Annotated in this window: 13 protein-coding genes; 3 read left to right on the top strand and 10 right to left on the bottom strand. The window is 72.5% G+C overall.

Translation table 11 applies throughout. The features are described 5' to 3' along the window. Window position 1 precedes the first annotated feature (1 nt). From OGL89_RS10060 to OGL89_RS10025, 8 genes are all read right to left on the bottom strand, one after another. Complete coding sequence (locus OGL89_RS10060; RefSeq protein WP_263119928.1) at window positions 2–1,654, bottom strand: MDR family MFS transporter; 1,653 nt, start codon at window positions 1,652–1,654, stop codon at window positions 2–4. Window positions 1,655–1,735: 81 nt separating this feature from the next. Continuing rightward, window positions 1,736–2,347: a TetR/AcrR family transcriptional regulator gene (locus OGL89_RS10055; protein WP_263119927.1), complete on the bottom strand. Its 612-nt coding sequence runs from the start codon at window positions 2,345–2,347 to the stop codon at window positions 1,736–1,738. Between the two features lie 77 nt (window positions 2,348–2,424). After that, window positions 2,425–3,195 carry a dihydroxyacetone kinase phosphoryl donor subunit DhaM gene (gene dhaM, locus OGL89_RS10050; RefSeq protein ID WP_263119926.1) on the bottom strand — a complete coding sequence of 257 codons (771 nt, stop codon included), beginning with the start codon at window positions 3,193–3,195 and terminating at the stop codon, window positions 2,425–2,427. After that, on the bottom strand, window positions 3,192–3,830 hold the full coding sequence (gene dhaL / locus OGL89_RS10045; RefSeq protein ID WP_263119925.1) for a dihydroxyacetone kinase subunit DhaL: 639 nt from the start codon (window positions 3,828–3,830) through the stop codon (window positions 3,192–3,194). Before dhaL ends, dhaM begins: the two co-directional genes overlap by 4 nt. Before the next feature lie 63 nt (window positions 3,831–3,893). Continuing rightward, window positions 3,894–4,889: a dihydroxyacetone kinase subunit DhaK gene (dhaK, locus tag OGL89_RS10040; protein WP_263119924.1), complete on the bottom strand. Its 996-nt coding sequence runs from the start codon at window positions 4,887–4,889 to the stop codon at window positions 3,894–3,896. A 98-nt stretch (window positions 4,890–4,987) separates the two neighbouring features. After that, window positions 4,988–6,364: a folylpolyglutamate synthase/dihydrofolate synthase family protein gene (locus OGL89_RS10035; protein ID WP_263119923.1), complete on the bottom strand. Its 1,377-nt coding sequence runs from the start codon at window positions 6,362–6,364 to the stop codon at window positions 4,988–4,990. Beyond that, entirely contained in the window at window positions 6,361–9,627 is a 3,267-nt protein-coding gene (ileS, locus tag OGL89_RS10030) for an isoleucine--tRNA ligase (RefSeq protein WP_263119922.1), read from the bottom strand. Before ileS ends, OGL89_RS10035 begins: the two co-directional genes overlap by 4 nt. A gap of 248 nt (window positions 9,628–9,875) precedes the next feature. Next, window positions 9,876–10,382, bottom strand: a complete 507-nt coding sequence (locus tag OGL89_RS10025) for a phosphoribosyltransferase (protein ID WP_263119921.1) — start codon at window positions 10,380–10,382, stop codon at window positions 9,876–9,878. 62 nt (window positions 10,383–10,444) lie between these two features. On the opposite strand from OGL89_RS10025, the gene OGL89_RS10020 reads away from it, so the two are divergent. From OGL89_RS10020 to OGL89_RS10010, 3 genes are read left to right on the top strand one after another with little or no spacing between them, the layout of a single operon-like run. Beyond that, complete coding sequence (locus tag OGL89_RS10020; RefSeq protein ID WP_263119920.1) at window positions 10,445–11,092, top strand: HAD hydrolase-like protein; 648 nt, start codon at window positions 10,445–10,447, stop codon at window positions 11,090–11,092. 9 nt (window positions 11,093–11,101) lie between these two features. After that, window positions 11,102–11,704, top strand: coding sequence for a dihydrofolate reductase family protein (locus OGL89_RS10015; protein ID WP_263119919.1), 603 nt, complete (start codon window positions 11,102–11,104; stop codon window positions 11,702–11,704). Between the two features lies 1 nt (window position 11,705). After that, window positions 11,706–12,251, top strand: coding sequence for a dihydrofolate reductase family protein (locus OGL89_RS10010; RefSeq protein ID WP_263119918.1), 546 nt, complete (start codon window positions 11,706–11,708; stop codon window positions 12,249–12,251). On the opposite strand, the gene OGL89_RS10005 is transcribed toward OGL89_RS10010, so the two are convergent. After that, window positions 12,248–13,000: an SDR family oxidoreductase gene (locus OGL89_RS10005; protein WP_263119917.1), complete on the bottom strand. Its 753-nt coding sequence runs from the start codon at window positions 12,998–13,000 to the stop codon at window positions 12,248–12,250. The two genes, OGL89_RS10010 and OGL89_RS10005, sit on opposite strands and share 4 nt — an antisense overlap. Before the next feature lie 71 nt (window positions 13,001–13,071). Further along, window positions 13,072–14,367, bottom strand: coding sequence for an aspartate aminotransferase family protein (locus OGL89_RS10000; protein WP_263119916.1), 1,296 nt, complete (start codon window positions 14,365–14,367; stop codon window positions 13,072–13,074). Window positions 14,368–14,417: the final 50 nt, after the last annotated feature.

Below are 14,417 nucleotides of genomic sequence, written 5' to 3'. Positions count from 1 at the left end.
GCTACCTGGCGCGCTCGTCGTCGGCGGAGTCGGCCGCGGCACCGGTCGAGGTCGGCGCAGCGGCCGCCACGGTCGCGGGCGCCTCGGTCACCGCCTCGCCCCGGGCCACCATGCCGGCCACGTCGGAGAGCTTGACCTCCTTGAGGAACAGGGTCAGCACGAAGCCGATCGCCAGCAGCGGCACGAGGTACCAGAACGCCGGCGCCAGCGCGTCGGTGTAGGCGTTGACCACGCCGTCGTGCAGCGCCTCGGGCAGCTGGGCGACCACCGCCGGGGTGAGCGACTCGGCGCCGCCGGAGGTGTCCACCGCGCCGCCGGAGCCGGCGAACACGTCGGTCAGCCGCTCGGTCAGCCGGGTGGTGAAGATGGTGGAGAAGAGCGCCGTGCCGACCGCTGCGCCGATCTCACGGAAGAAGTTGTTCGCGCTGGTCGCGGTCCCGATCTCCTTCGGGTCCACCGAGTTCTGCACCGCGAGCACGATGGTCTGCATCACCAGGCCCAGACCGGCGCCGAGGAAGAAGATCATCACGCCGAACAGGATCATCGACATGTCGCCGGTGATCGCGGTGAGCCAGGCCAGACCGGCGGTGGCGATCGCCATGCCGACCACCGGGAAGACCTTGTAGCGCCCGGTCCTGGTGATCGCGAAGCCGGAGGCGATGGCGGTCAGCATGACGCCGACGGTCATCGGCAGCATGAGCAGCCCGGACTCGGTCACGCCCGAACCGGTGGACATCTGCAGGAACGTCGGCAGGAACGCGAGCGAGGCGAACATGCCCATGCCGATCACCAGACCGACCAGGGTGGCCAGGGTGAAGGTGCGGTTCTTGAACAGGTGCAGCGGCAGGATCGGCTCGGCGGCCTTCCGCTCGACCAGCACGAAGGCGGCCGCGGCGGCCAGGGTGCCGATCAGCAGGCCGATCAGGCGCCCGTCGGACCAGTCGTAGCCGCCCTCACCGGTCAGCGAGGTCCAGCTGGTCACCAGCACGATGCCGGAGGTGGCGAGGGTCAGCAGCACGATGCCGGCCACGTCCAGCCTGCGACCGGAGCGGTGGCTGGGCAGCTTCAGGGTGAACCAGGCGGTGACCAGCGCGGCCAGGCCGATCGGGATGTTGATCCAGAAGCACCAGCGCCAGTCCGCGTGGTCGGTGAACAGGCCGCCGAGCAGCGGGCCGGCGACCGCGGAGACGCCGAACAGCGCACCCATCGGGCCCATGTACTTGCCGCGCTCCTTGGCCGGCACGATGTCCGCGATGATCGCCTGGGACAGGATGATCAGCCCACCGCCGCCCAGTCCCTGGATCCCGCGCCAGATCACCAGCTCGTGGAAGGTCTGGGAGAAGCCGGCACCGGCCGAGGCCAGGGTGAACAGGCCGATCGCGACCAGGAACGGCCAGCGGCGGCCCCACAGGTCGCCGAACTTCCCGTACAGCGGCATCACGATCGCGATCGCCAGGATGTAGATCGTGATGACCCAGCCCTGGTGCTCGACGCCGTTGAGCTCGCCGACGATGGTCGGCATCGCGGTGCCGACGATGGACTGGTCGAGGGAGGACAGGAGCATGCTGGCGAGCAGCGCTCCGAAGATCAGCCAGATCGTGCGCTGGTTCAGCACGACCAGCGGCTTGTCCGGCGCGGGGGCCGTGTTCGCCATGAGGGACGTTCCGTTCTGGTTCTGGGCACGCCGTGGGGGCGAGCCGTCGTCGGCGGGGTGGTGCGGGGCGGAGTGTCGCGGTCAGGCCGGGGCGCGGGAGGTGAGGATGCCTGCCAGGTCCGCGACGACCGAGGGCAGGTACTCCTGCACCTCGCCGACCTGGCCGGAGGTGTCCCAGCGCACGAAGGTGCTGTGCGTGAGACCCATCAGCAGGCCACCCACCAGGTGGATGGTCGCGACGTCGCAGTCCGGGCCGAGCCGTCGGCGCATCAGGTCGGCGGTCTCCTCCTGGTGCTGCTGGATCAGGGTGTACGCGCGCAGCAGCAGCTCGGGATGGCCCTTGGCCAGCTCGAAGGCACGCTCCATCCGCTGTTTGCCGAGCGGGGGGTGGTCGAGGAGGACCCGGACGAGCTGTTCCAGGTCGGGCAGCAGGTCACCGGTGGGACCGCCGCAGGCGAAGACCTCGGCGGCCTCCGCGTCCACGGGCCACTGCGCCATGCCCAGCACGGCGTCGTCCTTCGACTCGAAGTAGTTGAAGAACGTCCGCACGCTGCACCCGGCCTCGGCGCTGATCGCCTCGACCGTCACCTGGTCCAGCCCGTGCTCGGCGGCCAGCCGGTGGGTGGCGTCGACCAGTGCTTCCAGGCGGGCACGCTTCTTGCGCGCCCGGAGACTGCCGTCGACTTCTTGCATGGCATGCATTTTTGCACGGCGTGCAAGAAAAGCCCATCCCGGTGGCTGTTCCTCCGATCACACCCGCCCGGCGCGGGTCAGATCTCGCCGAAACCCTCGTCCACCGCACCGATGAAGGCGTCGGCCGCGGCACGGGCCTGGGACCCGGTGGCGGACAGGGCCAGCACCTGACCCTGGGTGGCGCCGAGCTGCATCAGCTCCAGCACACTGGCCGCGTTGACGCCGTTGACCTGCACCGAGGCGTCGAACCCGGCCATCATCCGGGACAGCACCGCCGCGGGGCGGGCATGCAGCCCCAGCGGGTTCTTGACCGTGACCTGCCCGCTGATCGTCCCGCTGTCGGCTGGCCCGTCCTGAGCCGGCCTGTCCTGGGCCGGTCCGTCCTGGGCCGGTCCGTCCTGGGCCGCTTCGTGCGGGGCCGGTCCGTCCTGGGTCACCTCGTCCGGGGCCGGCGCCGCGGCAGCCCCGGCCCGCTCCGCCGCGGTCCGTACGGTGTCCAGGTCGCCGCCACCGGCCGCCTCGACCGCGGCCACCACGGCCCCCTCGACCAGCGGCGCGTCGGCCAGCCGGACCCGCGCGGCCACGCCCTCGTCCAGCAGCTCCAGCACCATCTCGGTGGTGAGCACGGCCGAGCCCAGGTCGGTGAGCACCAGGACCTGACGCCCGTCGGCCGCCGCCTGCTCGATCGCCACGGTCACCCGGTCCACCGACGTGCCCAGCCCACCGGCCGGATCGCCGCCCGCCGGGACGATCTCCACCCCGGGTGCCATCTGCCCGGCCAGGTCGCGCAGTCCCTCGGCGATCAGGGCCGAGTGCGAGACCAGGACCAGCGCGACCGCGGCGGTCATGCGGCCGTCTCCGCCGCCGCGGCCAGGATGAGCGCGGTCGACGTGGCCCCCGGGTCCTGATGGCCGATCGACCGTTCGCCGAGGTACGACGCCCGGCCCTTGGTCGCCAGCAGCGGCACGGTGGCCTCCGCCCCGGCCCGCGCCGCCTCGGCCGCGGCCGCCAGCACCGCGGCCGGGGACGCTCCCTGGTCCGCCGCCGCCACCGCCGCCTCGACCGCGGGGGTCCAGGCGTCGACCATCGTCTTCTCGCCGGGCGAGGCCTTGCCGCGCGCGACGATGCCCTCCAGCCCGGCCTCCAGCAGCGCGACCACGCCGTGCGCGTCCAGCTCGGGCACCCCGGTGACCTTGGCGGCCCGCAGGTAGGCGGTGCCGTACAGCGGACCGGCGGCGCCGCCGACGGTCGACATCAGGGTGGTGGCGACCAGCTTCAGCACCTCCCCCGGGTCGGCCGGGGGCTCGGCGAGCCCGTCGAGCTTGGCCACCACCGCGGCGAAACCCCGGGTGAGGTTCTCCCCGTGGTCGCCGTCGCCGATCTGCCGGTCGAGCTCGATCAGCTCGTCCCGGTGCTCACCGATCACCTGCGCGGTGCGTCGTGTCCACGCCACCGCCCAGTCCACACCCAGGCTTCCCGCCATGCTCTGTGTCGCCTCCGGTTGTCCCACGCTGCGTCGTCGTGCCTCATGGCCTCGGCTGGCGCGTCACCAGTGCAACGCCGCCGTGCGGACCGGCGCGTCCCAGAGCGCGGTCAACTCGTCGTCCAGCCGGAGCACAGTGACCGAGGCGCCCTGCATCTCCAGTGATGTCACATAGTTGCCGACCAGCGACCGGGTCACCTGGACCCCGCGCCCCTCCAGCAGCTTGCGTGCCTGACGATAGACGACGAACAGCTCGCTCAGCGGCGTGCCGCCCATCCCGTTGACGAACAGCAGCACGTTCTCACCCGAGGCCAGCCCGAGGTCGTCCGCCACCGGGTCGAGCAGGAGCTCGGTGATCTCGTCCGCGGGGGCCAGCGGGATCCGGCGCCGGCCCGGCTCGCCGTGGATGCCGATCCCGATCTCGATCTCGTCCTCGGGCAGGTCGAAGGACGGCTTGCCCGCGTGCGGCACGGTGCAGGCGGTGAGCGCGACCCCCATCGACCGGACGTGGGCGACCACCTTCTCCGCCACCGCGGCGACCGCGTCCAGATCGTCCCCGCGCGCGGCCGCGGCACCGGCGATCTTCTCCACCGCGACGGTGCCCGCCACACCGCGCCGGCCGGCGGTGTAGAGCGAGTCCTCCACCGCGACGTCGTCGTTGACGATCACGGTGCGCACGCTGATGTCCTCGGCCTCGGCCAGCTCGGCCGCGGTCTCGAAGTTCAGCACGTCGCCGGTGTAGTTCTTCACGATGGCGAGCACACCCGCGCCGGAGTCCGCGGCGGCGATCGCCGGGGCGATGGCGTCCGGGGTCGGGGAGGTGAACATGGCGCCCGGCACCGCGGCGTCCAGCATCCCGTCGCCGACGAACCCGGCGTGCAGCGGCTCGTGCCCGCTGCCGCCGCCGGAGACCAGCCCGACCTTCCCGTCGACCGCACCCCCGGCCCGGCTGACGAACAGCGGGTCGGTGTGCATCGTGACCAGGTCGGCGTGGACGAGCGCGAAGCCCTCCACCGACTCGGCGACGACGTTCTGCGGGTCGTTGATGAGCTTCTTCACGGCCGGTCCTTTCCGCAGGGGGTCAGACGGCGTCGTCTGATGGACCCACAGTCGCGGTGCAGCCGCCGGGACGTCAAGGACCGGCCGTGCACATCCGTTCAGGCGCGCCCGAACAGCACCCGCGCCTCCGCGACCAGGAAGATCGAGCCGGTGACGATGACGCCCGCACCGCGCTCCACCCCGCCCTCGGCCAGGTCGCTGGCCAGGGTCACGGCGTCGTCCAGCCGCTCGCGCACGTGCACCCGGTCCTCACCGAAGACGTCGTTCGCGATCTCCGCCAGGTCGTCGACCTCCATCGAGCGGTCGGTGGCCGCCCGGGTGATCACGATCTCGGCCAGGCCGGGCTCCAGGGTCGCCAGGATGCTCTCCGCGTCCTTGTCCGCCATCACCCCGACCACCCCGACCACCCGCTGGAAGGCGAAGGCCTCGTCCAGCGCGGCGACCAGCGACTCGGCACCGGCCGGGTTGTGTGCGCCGTCCACGATCACGGTCGGGCTGCTGCGCACGATCTCCAAGCGGCCCGGCGAGTCGACCGTGGCGAACGCCGCCTCGACCACCCCGCCGTCCAGCGCCCCGCCACCGGCCATCAGGGACTCGGTGGCCGCCAGCGCGGCCAGCGCGTTGTGCGCCTGGTGCGCGCCGAACAACGGCAGGAACACCTCGGTGTAGACCCCGCCCGTCCCGCGCAGGGTGAGCAGCTGACCGCCGACCGCGACCTGGCGGTCCAGCACCTCGATGTCGACGCCCTCGCGCACCACGCGCACACCCTGGGCCGCGGCCTCGCCGAGGATGACCGACTCGGCCTCCTCCTGCTGGGTGGCCAGCACCAGGGTGGCGCCCTCCTTGATGATCCCGGCCTTCTCCCCCGCGATCTCGACCAGCGAGTGCCCGAGCCAGCGCTCGTGGTCGTGCGCCACCGGGGTGATCACCGCGACCTCGCCGTGCACCACGTTGGTGGCGTCCCAGCGACCGCCCATGCCGACCTCGATCACCGCGACGTCCACCGGCGCGTCGGCGAAGGCGGCCAGCGCCATCACCGTGAACACCTCGAAGAAGCTCAGGCCGGGGCGGCCCTGCTCCCGTTCTCGCACGTCGACCATGTGCACGTAGGGCGCCACGTCCTGCCAGGTGGCCACGAAGTCCTCGTCGCTGATCGGCTCGCCGTCGATCGCGATCCGCTCGGTGACCCGGCTCAGGTGCGGACTGGTGAACCGTCCGGTGCGCAGCCCGTGCTCACGCACCAGCCGCTCGATCATCCGGGCGGTGGAGGTCTTGCCGTTGGTGCCGGTCACGTGCACGACCCGGTAGGCGCGCTGCGGGTCCCCCAGCAGCTCGCACACCTGCGCGACCCGGTCGATCGTGGGGTCGATGTCGTGCTCGGGCCGGCGGGCCAGGATGCCCGCGTAGACCTCGTCGGCCTCCCGGCGCGCCTGCGCCTCCGACGCCGCTCGGTCCCCAGCGTTCGGCTTGCTCATGCGTCCACCTTCGTCACGGTCACGGTCAGCTCCTCGGCGGCGGCCACGGTCACCGAGGTGGCCAGGGTCTCGCGGGCGATGACGTCGCGGTGGGTCTCCACCGCGGCCTGGTCGGCGGTCGGCACGCCCAGGGTCAGGGCGATCCGGTCCGACACGTCCAGACCGGCGGCCTTACGGGCGTCCTGCACCGCGCGCACCACGTCCCGGGCGTAGCCCTCGGCCAGCAGGGCGTCGTCCAGGCGCAGGTCGAGCAGCACGAACCCGCCACCGGGCAGTATGCCCGCGGCCAGGTCCTCGCCGCCCGCCACGTCGATGGTGGTGCTCAGCTCGTACTCGCTCGCCAGCATCGGCACGTCGCCGTCGTCGGTGGCGATCACCACCCGGCCGTCGGCGTCCAGCGACCAGGCGCCGGACTTGGCGGCCTTGATCGCGGCCTGCACCCCGCGGCCCAGGCGCGGACCGGCGGCCCGGGCGTTCACCGCCAGGTTCTGGCGCACACCGACCCCGGACTCCTCGACCGTGGTCAGCCGGACCGCCTTGACGTTCAGCTCCCCGGCCAGCAGGTCGGTGAACGGCTCCAGCGCGGCCGGGTCGGCGACGGCCACCCGCAGCTCGTGCAGCGGCTGGCGCACCCGCAGTCCGTGCGCCTTGCGCAGCCCGAGGGCGGCCGAGACCGCCTCGCGCACCGCGTCCACCGCGGCGACCAGCTCGTCGGCGGCGGGCAGCGCCGCGCCGTCGGCACTGTCCGCACCGCTGTCGTTCCGGAGCACCGGCCAGTCGGTCAGGTGCACCGAACGGCCGCCGGTCAGGCCGCGCCAGACCTCCTCGGTCAGCAGCGGAGCGAGCGGGGCCATCACCCGGGTCAGGGTCTCCAGCGCGGTCCACAGCGTGTTGAAGGCCGCCGGGTCCTCGGCCCAGAACCGGTCGCGCTGGGTGCGCACGTACCAGTTGGTCAGCAGGTCCAGGTGCTGCCGGATCGTCTCGCAGGCACCGGGGACGTCGTAGGCGTCCAGCTGGGCCGAGACCTGCTCCACCAGGGTCCGGGTCCGGGCCAGCAGGTAGCGGTCCATCGTGCTGAGCGGGTCGTCCGCGGTCACCCGGCGGGCCTCGACCGGGGTCGTCGCGGCATTGGCGTACAGCGCGAAGAAGTACCAGGTGCTCCACAGCGGGAGCAGCACCTGCCGCACCTCGGAGCGGATGCCCTCCTCGGTGACCACCAGGTTGCCGCCGCGCAGGATCGGCGACGCCATCAGGAACCAGCGCATCGCGTCCGAGCCGTCCCGGTCGAACACCTCGCTCACGTCCGGGTAGTTGCGCAGCGACTTGCTCATCTTGCGGCCGTCGGAGCCCAGCACGATGCCGTGCGACACGCTGGTCAGGAACGCGGGCTTGTCGAACAGCGCGGTGGCCAGCACGTGCAGCAGGTAGAACCAGCCACGGGTCTGCCCGATGTACTCGACGATGAAGTCGCCCGGGTAGTGATGCTCGAACCAGTCGGTGTTCTCGAACGGGTAGTGCACCTGGGCGTAGGGCATCGACCCGGAGTCGAACCAGACGTCGAAGATGTCCTCGATCCGGCGCATGGTCGACGCGCCCGTGGGGTCGTCGGGGTTCGGCCGGGTCAGGTCGTCGATGTACGGGCGGTGCAGGTCGGGCTCGCCGTCGTCGTTCAGCGGCAGTCGGCCGAAGTCCGCCTCCAGCTCGGCGAAGGAGCCGTACACGTCGATCCGCGGGTACGCCGGGTCGTCGCTCACCCACACCGGGATCGGCGTGCCCCAGAACCGGTTGCGGGAGATCGACCAGTCGCGGGCATTGGCCAGCCAGTTGCCGAACTGGCCCTCCTTGATGTGCTCCGGCACCCAGGTGATCTGCTCGTTCAGCTCGACCATCCGGTCCCGGAACTCGGTCACCCGGACGAACCAGGAGGACACCGCCTTGTAGATCAGCGGGTTCCGGCACCGCCAGCAGTGCGGGTAGGAGTGCACGTAGGAGGCCTGGCGCAGCACCCGGCCGTCGGCCTTCAGCCGCTGGCTGATCGGGCGGTTCGCCTCGAAGACCTGCTCCCCCGCGAAGTCGGTGACGAAGGGCAGGAACCTGCCGCCGTCGTCCACGCTCAGCACGGTCGGGATGCCCGCGGCGGCGCACGCCTCGGAGTCGACCTCGCCGTAGGCCGGGGCCATGTGCACCACACCGGTGCCGTCCTCGGTGGTGACGAAGTCGCCGAGCAGCACCTGCCAGGCGTTGTCCAGGCCGTCCCGGACCGAGCTGTCGGTCAGGTAGTCGAACAGCCGCTCGTAGCGCAGACCGGCCAGCTCCCGGCCGGGCAGCTCCCGGGTCACCGCGGCGCGGGCGGACTCGGCGTCGTCGTAGCCCAGGTCCTTGGCGTAGTTCCCCAGCAGCGCCGCCGCCAGCAGGAACGACCCGTCACCGGCGGAGGTCCCGTTCGGGCCGGCGGGCACCACCACGTAGGTCACGTCCGGCCCGACCGCAAGCGCCTGGTTGGTCGGCAGCGTCCACGGCGTGGTCGTCCAGGCCAGTGCGGACACCCCGGCCAGCCCCGCCGCCTCGGCCGCCGGACCGGTGAACGGGAAGGAGACGGTCAGGGTCTGGTCCTGACGGTCGGCGTAGACGTCGTCGTCCATCTTGAGCTCGTGGTTGGACAGCGGGGTCTGGTCGTGCCAGCAGTACGGCAGCACCCGGTAGCCCTGGTACGCCAGGCCCTTGTCGTACAGCGTCTTGAACGCCCAGATCACCGACTCCATGAAGGTCGGGTCCAGCGTCTTGTAGTCGCGGGCGAAGTCCACCCACCGGGCCTGCCGGGTGACGTACTCCTCCCACTCCTTCGTGTACCGCAGCACCGAGGAGCGGCAGGCCTCGTTGAAGGCCTTGATCCCCATCTCCTCGATCTGGGACTTGTCCGTGATGCCGAGGATCCGCTCGGCCTCCAGCTCCGCGGGCAGGCCGTGGGTGTCCCAGCCGAAGCGGCGCTCCACCCGGCGCCCGCGCTGGGTCTGGTAGCGACCGACGATGTCCTTGGCGTAACCGGTCAGCAGGTGGCCGTAGTGCGGCAGGCCGTTGGCGAACGGCGGGCCGTCGTAGAAGACGAACTCGTTGCCGCCGTCCTGCCCCGCCTCGCGCTGGTCGATCGACGCCTGGAAGGTGCCGTCCTGCTGCCAGTAGTCCAGGATCCGGCGCTCCAGCGCGGGCAGGTCCGGGGAGGCGGGCAGGGCGGTGGGGTCGTCGCGGTGCATCGGGTAGGCCATGACGGCGCACTCCTGTGGTCGGCGTTCCAGCGGGGCCACGGGGACGATGCCTCCCGACGACCCACGTCGCCGGTCGATACCGCGGTACCACCCCGCTTGCCGGCACGCCTCACGGCGCAACGACCACTCGAAGGGCTGTGACGGGCCTACCCGTCCGGTTCTACTGGGACGCGGACGCCCGTTCTTCCGGAGGCTCCCCGGTGATGGCCGGATCGGTGCCTGTGACGGACATGGTAGCCCGGGTCGCCTCAGGCGGTCACCGGCGGCAGCGCGGACCACGGGAAGGTGATCCACTTCGCGGTGCGCCGCCACACGAAGTCCGGCGACACGATCGAGTGCGGCTTGCTGTACAGGACGACCGTGCGGGCCTCCTCGCAGTGCTGCGCGACGATCTTCTGCACCAGGGCGAGCGTCTCGCCGGTGTCCGCGACGTCGTCGACCACCAGCACCTGGCGGCCGACCAGCGCGTCGGTGTCCAGGAACGGCGGCAGCACCTGCGGCTCCGCGAGCCGGGCGTCGACCCCGGTGTAGAACTCCACGTTCAGCGCGTCGCAGGCCTTCAGCCCGAGCGCGTAGGACAGCGCGCCCGCGGGCAGTAGACCGCCCCGGGCGACCGCGATCACCACGTCCGGCTCGAAGCCGGAGGCCACCACCTCGCGGGCGAGCTCGCGCGCCGCCTCACCGAAGTCGTCCCAGGTCAGGATCTCGCGATCCTCGGGAAGTTCCTGTCCGGCTGCGGCCTCGGCGAACGTCATGGCGGAAGCCTAGACGGCCCCGGCTGTGCGCCGGACGGGACCGGCCTGGGAGGATGCGGAGCATGCGCCTCGTCCTGCTCGACCTCGACGGCACGCTCACCGACTCCGCCCCCGGGATCCTGGGCTCGATCCGCACGACCTACACCGAGCTCGGCCTCCCGCTGCCGACCGAGCAGCAGCTGCGGGGGTTCGTCGGCCCGCCGCTGACCGAGAACCTGCTCGGCCACGGCGTCCCGCCGGAGCGGCTGGACGAGGCGGTCGCCGCCTACCGCCGGTCCTACGCGACCGGGATGTACGACAACGCGGTCTACCCCGGCATCCCCGCGGCCCTGGCGGAGCTGCGGGCGAGCGGCGCGCGGCTGGTGGTGGCGACCTCCAAGCCGGAGCCGTTCGCGGTGCGGATCTGCGCGCACCTGGACCTGACCCGGCGGGTGGACGCGATCGCCGGGGCGTCGATGGACGGTGTGCGCGGCACCAAGTCCCAGGTGGTGGCGCGGGCCCTGCGGATGGCGGGGCCAGGCGTCGAGGGGCCCCCGGTGATGGTCGGCGACCGGGAGCACGACGTGCACGGCGCCGGGGAGCACGGCATCGCCACCGTCGGCGCGGGGTGGGGCTACGGCGCGCCGGGTGAGCTGGCCGCGGCGGGTGCGGTGACCGTGGTCGACGACCCGGGCGGTCTGACCCGAGCGGTGCTGAGCGCGCTCGGCTAGCGTCGGCCCATGGCCGACGTCACGTGCGATCTGGCGGTGTCCCTGGACGGCTACGTCGCCGGCCCGGGGCAGGACCTCGAGCACCCGCTGGGCGTCCGCGGCGAGGCGGTGCACCGCTGGCAGTTCGAGGCCGCGGAGGAGAACGCCGGCGAGCTGGCGGGGATCGTCGCCGCCGGGGCGTTCGTGATGGGCCGGAACATGTTCGGGCCGATCCGTGGCCCCTGGGAGGCCGCCGACCCCTGGGACGGGTGGTGGGGATCCGAACCGCCGTACCACGGGCCGGTGTTCGTCCTCACCCACCATCCGCGCCCGGACCTGGTGCTGGACGGCGGGACGACCTTCCACTTCGTCACCGAGGGCGCGCGGATCGCCCTGGACCGGGCCCGGGAGGCCGCCGGGGACCGGGACGTGTCGATCTGCGGCGGGGCCTCGACCGCCCGACAGTTCCTGACCGCCGGCCTGGTCGACGAGCTGCGCCTGCATGTCGCCCCGGTGCTGCTCGGCGCGGGCGAGCGCCTGTTCGACGGTGTGCCCGCGGTGGACCTGGTGCCGGTGTCCGCCCGCGCCACCGACCTGGTCCTGCACACCACGTACCGCCGGCGGGAGGCCTGAGGTGGCGCTCATCGCGGCGTCCTCGGTGTCGGTCGACGGGTTCATCGCCGGACCGGACGGCGACATGTCCTGGCTGACCCCCTACCTGACCGACGATCCGAACCCGCTGGTCGACGGTCTGGTCGCCCGGACCGGGGCCGTGCTCTCCGGCGCGCGCTCGCACTTCGGCGACGACCCGCACGCGGGCGATCCCGAGCACGAGGGGCTGTACGCCGGGGTGTGGCACGGGCCGGAGGTCGTCCTGACCCACCGACGACCCTCCGGCACGGTGGCCGGTGACGTGACCTACGTCGACGACCTGGCCACCGCGGTGGACCTCGCCCGCCGCGCCGCCGGGGACCTGGACGTCAGCGTGGTCGGCGCGTCGCTGACCGGCCAGCTGCTGGCCGCCGGACTGCTGGACGAGCTGATGGTGAACTGGGTCCCGGTGGTGCTCGGCGGCGGGACCCCGCTGCTCCCGGAGGGGCCGGGCGCACGGCTGGACCAGATCGCCACCTACGTCGGCGGCGGGTCGGTGACCGCGCGCTACCGGCCCCGGCGCGACTAGCCCTTGGCGGTCTGGGTGTTCGACACCTGCGCCCGCGGCCGGACCACCAGGGTGTCGATGTTCACGTGGTGCGGTCGGGTGAGCGCGAAGGCGATCACGTCCGCGATGTCGTCGGCGACCAACGGGGTGTAGCCCGCGTAGACCTGCGCGGCCTTGTCCGCGTCGCCGCCGAACCGGTTGAGCGAGAACTCCTCGGTGGCCACCGCGCCGGGGGCGATGTCGATCACCCGGACCGGCTGGCCGATCAGCTCCAGGCGCAGCGTGGTGGTGAGCATCCGCTCGGCGTGCTTGACGCCGGTGTAGCCGCCACCGCCCTCGTAGGGGGCCAGCGACGCGGTGGAAGTGACCACCAGCACGTCGCCCCGGCCGCTGGCGACCAGCTGCGGCAGCAGTGCCTGGGTGACCCGCAGGGTGCCGAGCACGTTGATGTCGTACATCCGCTGCCAGTCGGCGACGTCGGCCTGCGCGACCGGCTCCAGGCCGAAGGCGCCACCGGCGTTGTTGACCAGCGAGGTCAGGCCGCCGGTCTCCTCGACGTGCGCGGCCAGCCGGTCGACGTCCCCCTGCACGGTGAGGTCGGCGACGAACGGCTCGGCGCCGGTCTCCTCGGCGAGCGCGGTCAGCCGGTCGGCGCGACGGGCGACGGCGACGACCTGCCATCCCTCGGCGCGCAGCCGACGGACGGTGGCGGCGCCGATGCCGGAGGACGCGCCGGTGACGACGGCGCGGAGGGCGGGGGTGCTGGTCATGACGGTGGAACCTTCCTCAGGGCGGTGCGGGGCGGGGGTGCGGCCGGGTCGACCCTACGACCGGCCGCGGGTCAGAGCGCGACCGCGGTCAGCGCCTCGTCGTACACCGCGAGCGCGGCGGCGACCTGGTCGTCGGTGACGAGGCAGGGCGGGACGACGTGGATCCGGTTGTCCTGGACGAAGGGCAGCAGTCCCCGGTCCAGGAGCGCGGACTTCAGGGTGGCCATCGTGGCGGCGGGCACCGGTGCGCGGGTGGACCGGTCGGTGACCAGCTCGACCGCCCAGAACACCCCGGTACCCCGGACCTCGCCGACACCGGGATGCCGGTCGGCGAGCTCCGCCAGGCCGGGGGCGAGCGCCTCGGCACCGATCCGGGCGGCGTTCGCCACGATCCCCTCGTCCTCCATCGCCTCGATGGTCGCGACGATCGCGGCCATCGCCAGCGGGTGCCCGGAGTAGGTCAGCCCGCCGGGGAACACCCGGTCGTCGAAGACGGCGGCGATCGCGTCGGACAGGATCACCCCGCCGGCCGGGACGTACCCGGAGTTCACCCCCTTGGCGAAGGTGATCAGATCCGGCACCACGTCGTGCTGGTCCAGGGCGAACCAGCTGCCGGTGCGGCCGAAGCCGACCATCACCTCGTCCAGGATCAGCAGGATGCCGTGGCGGTCCGCGATCGCCCGGACCCCGGCCAGGTAGCCCGGCGGCGGGACCAGCACTCCCCCGGTGCCGACCACGGTCTCGATCAGGATCGCGGCGATCGACCCCGGGCCCTCGGCCTGGATCACCCGTTCCAGGTGGTGCAGGGCGCGCTCGCACTCCTGTTCGGGGGTCGCGGACCAGAACTCCGAGCGGTACAGGTAGGGCCCGAAGCAGTGCACGTGCCCGCGGGCGAACTCGTTCGGCACCCGGCGCCAGTCGCCGGTCGCCACCACCGCCGCACCGGTGTTGCCGTGGTAGGAGCGGTAGAAGGACAGCACCTTGTCCCGGCCGGTGACCTGGCGGGCCAGCCGGATCGCGTTCTCGTTCGCGTCGGCGCCGCCGTTGGTGAAGAAGACCTTGCCGAAGCCGGCCGGTGCGTGGCGCAGGATCGCCTCGGCCGCCCGGCCCCGGGGCAGCACGGCGTGCTGGGGTGCGATCGTGCTCAGGGTGGCGGCCTGCCGTTGGATCGCGGCCACCACCGCGGGGTGCTGGTGACCGATGTTGGTGTTCACCAGCTGGCTGGAGAAGTCGAGCAGCGTGCGCCCGCCCTCCAGGGTGACCTCGCAGCCCGCCGCCGACTCCACCACCAACGGCTCCAGCGCGCCCTGCGCCGACCAGGAGTGGAAGACGTGCGCCCGGTCCAGCTCATACGCAACAGACGTCATGGTGTGTCCCTCGGTGGGTGGGGGTGTCCGCCGAGTTCGGTACATCGGCG

The sequence above is a fragment of the Cellulomonas sp. RIT-PI-Y genome (assembly GCF_025642745.1).
Lineage (GTDB): Bacteria > Actinomycetota > Actinomycetes > Actinomycetales > Cellulomonadaceae > Cellulomonas.
Note: the sequence above shows the minus strand (reverse complement) of the source record. Positions and strands in the feature narration are given on the sequence as shown.

Excerpts from the sequence above, each read along its gene's own strand:
- ileS (WP_263119922.1), bottom strand. The coding sequence starts at position 9,627 with ATGGCCTACCCGATGCACCGCGACGACCCCACCGCCCTGCCCGCCTCC.
- dhaL (WP_263119925.1), bottom strand. The coding sequence starts at position 3,830 with ATGGCGGGAAGCCTGGGTGTGGACTGGGCGGTGGCGTGGACACGACGC.
- OGL89_RS10015 (WP_263119919.1), top strand. The coding sequence starts at position 11,102 with ATGGCCGACGTCACGTGCGATCTGGCGGTGTCCCTGGACGGCTACGTC.
- OGL89_RS10020 (WP_263119920.1), top strand. The coding sequence starts at position 10,445 with ATGCGCCTCGTCCTGCTCGACCTCGACGGCACGCTCACCGACTCCGCC.
- OGL89_RS10060 (WP_263119928.1), bottom strand. The coding sequence starts at position 1,654 with ATGGCGAACACGGCCCCCGCGCCGGACAAGCCGCTGGTCGTGCTGAAC.
- OGL89_RS10035 (WP_263119923.1), bottom strand. The coding sequence starts at position 6,364 with ATGAGCAAGCCGAACGCTGGGGACCGAGCGGCGTCGGAGGCGCAGGCG.
- OGL89_RS10025 (WP_263119921.1), bottom strand. The coding sequence starts at position 10,382 with ATGACGTTCGCCGAGGCCGCAGCCGGACAGGAACTTCCCGAGGATCGC.
- OGL89_RS10000 (WP_263119916.1), bottom strand. The coding sequence starts at position 14,367 with ATGACGTCTGTTGCGTATGAGCTGGACCGGGCGCACGTCTTCCACTCC.
- OGL89_RS10055 (WP_263119927.1), bottom strand. The coding sequence starts at position 2,347 with ATGCAAGAAGTCGACGGCAGTCTCCGGGCGCGCAAGAAGCGTGCCCGC.
- OGL89_RS10005 (WP_263119917.1), bottom strand. The coding sequence starts at position 13,000 with ATGACCAGCACCCCCGCCCTCCGCGCCGTCGTCACCGGCGCGTCCTCC.
- dhaM (WP_263119926.1), bottom strand. The coding sequence starts at position 3,195 with ATGACCGCCGCGGTCGCGCTGGTCCTGGTCTCGCACTCGGCCCTGATC.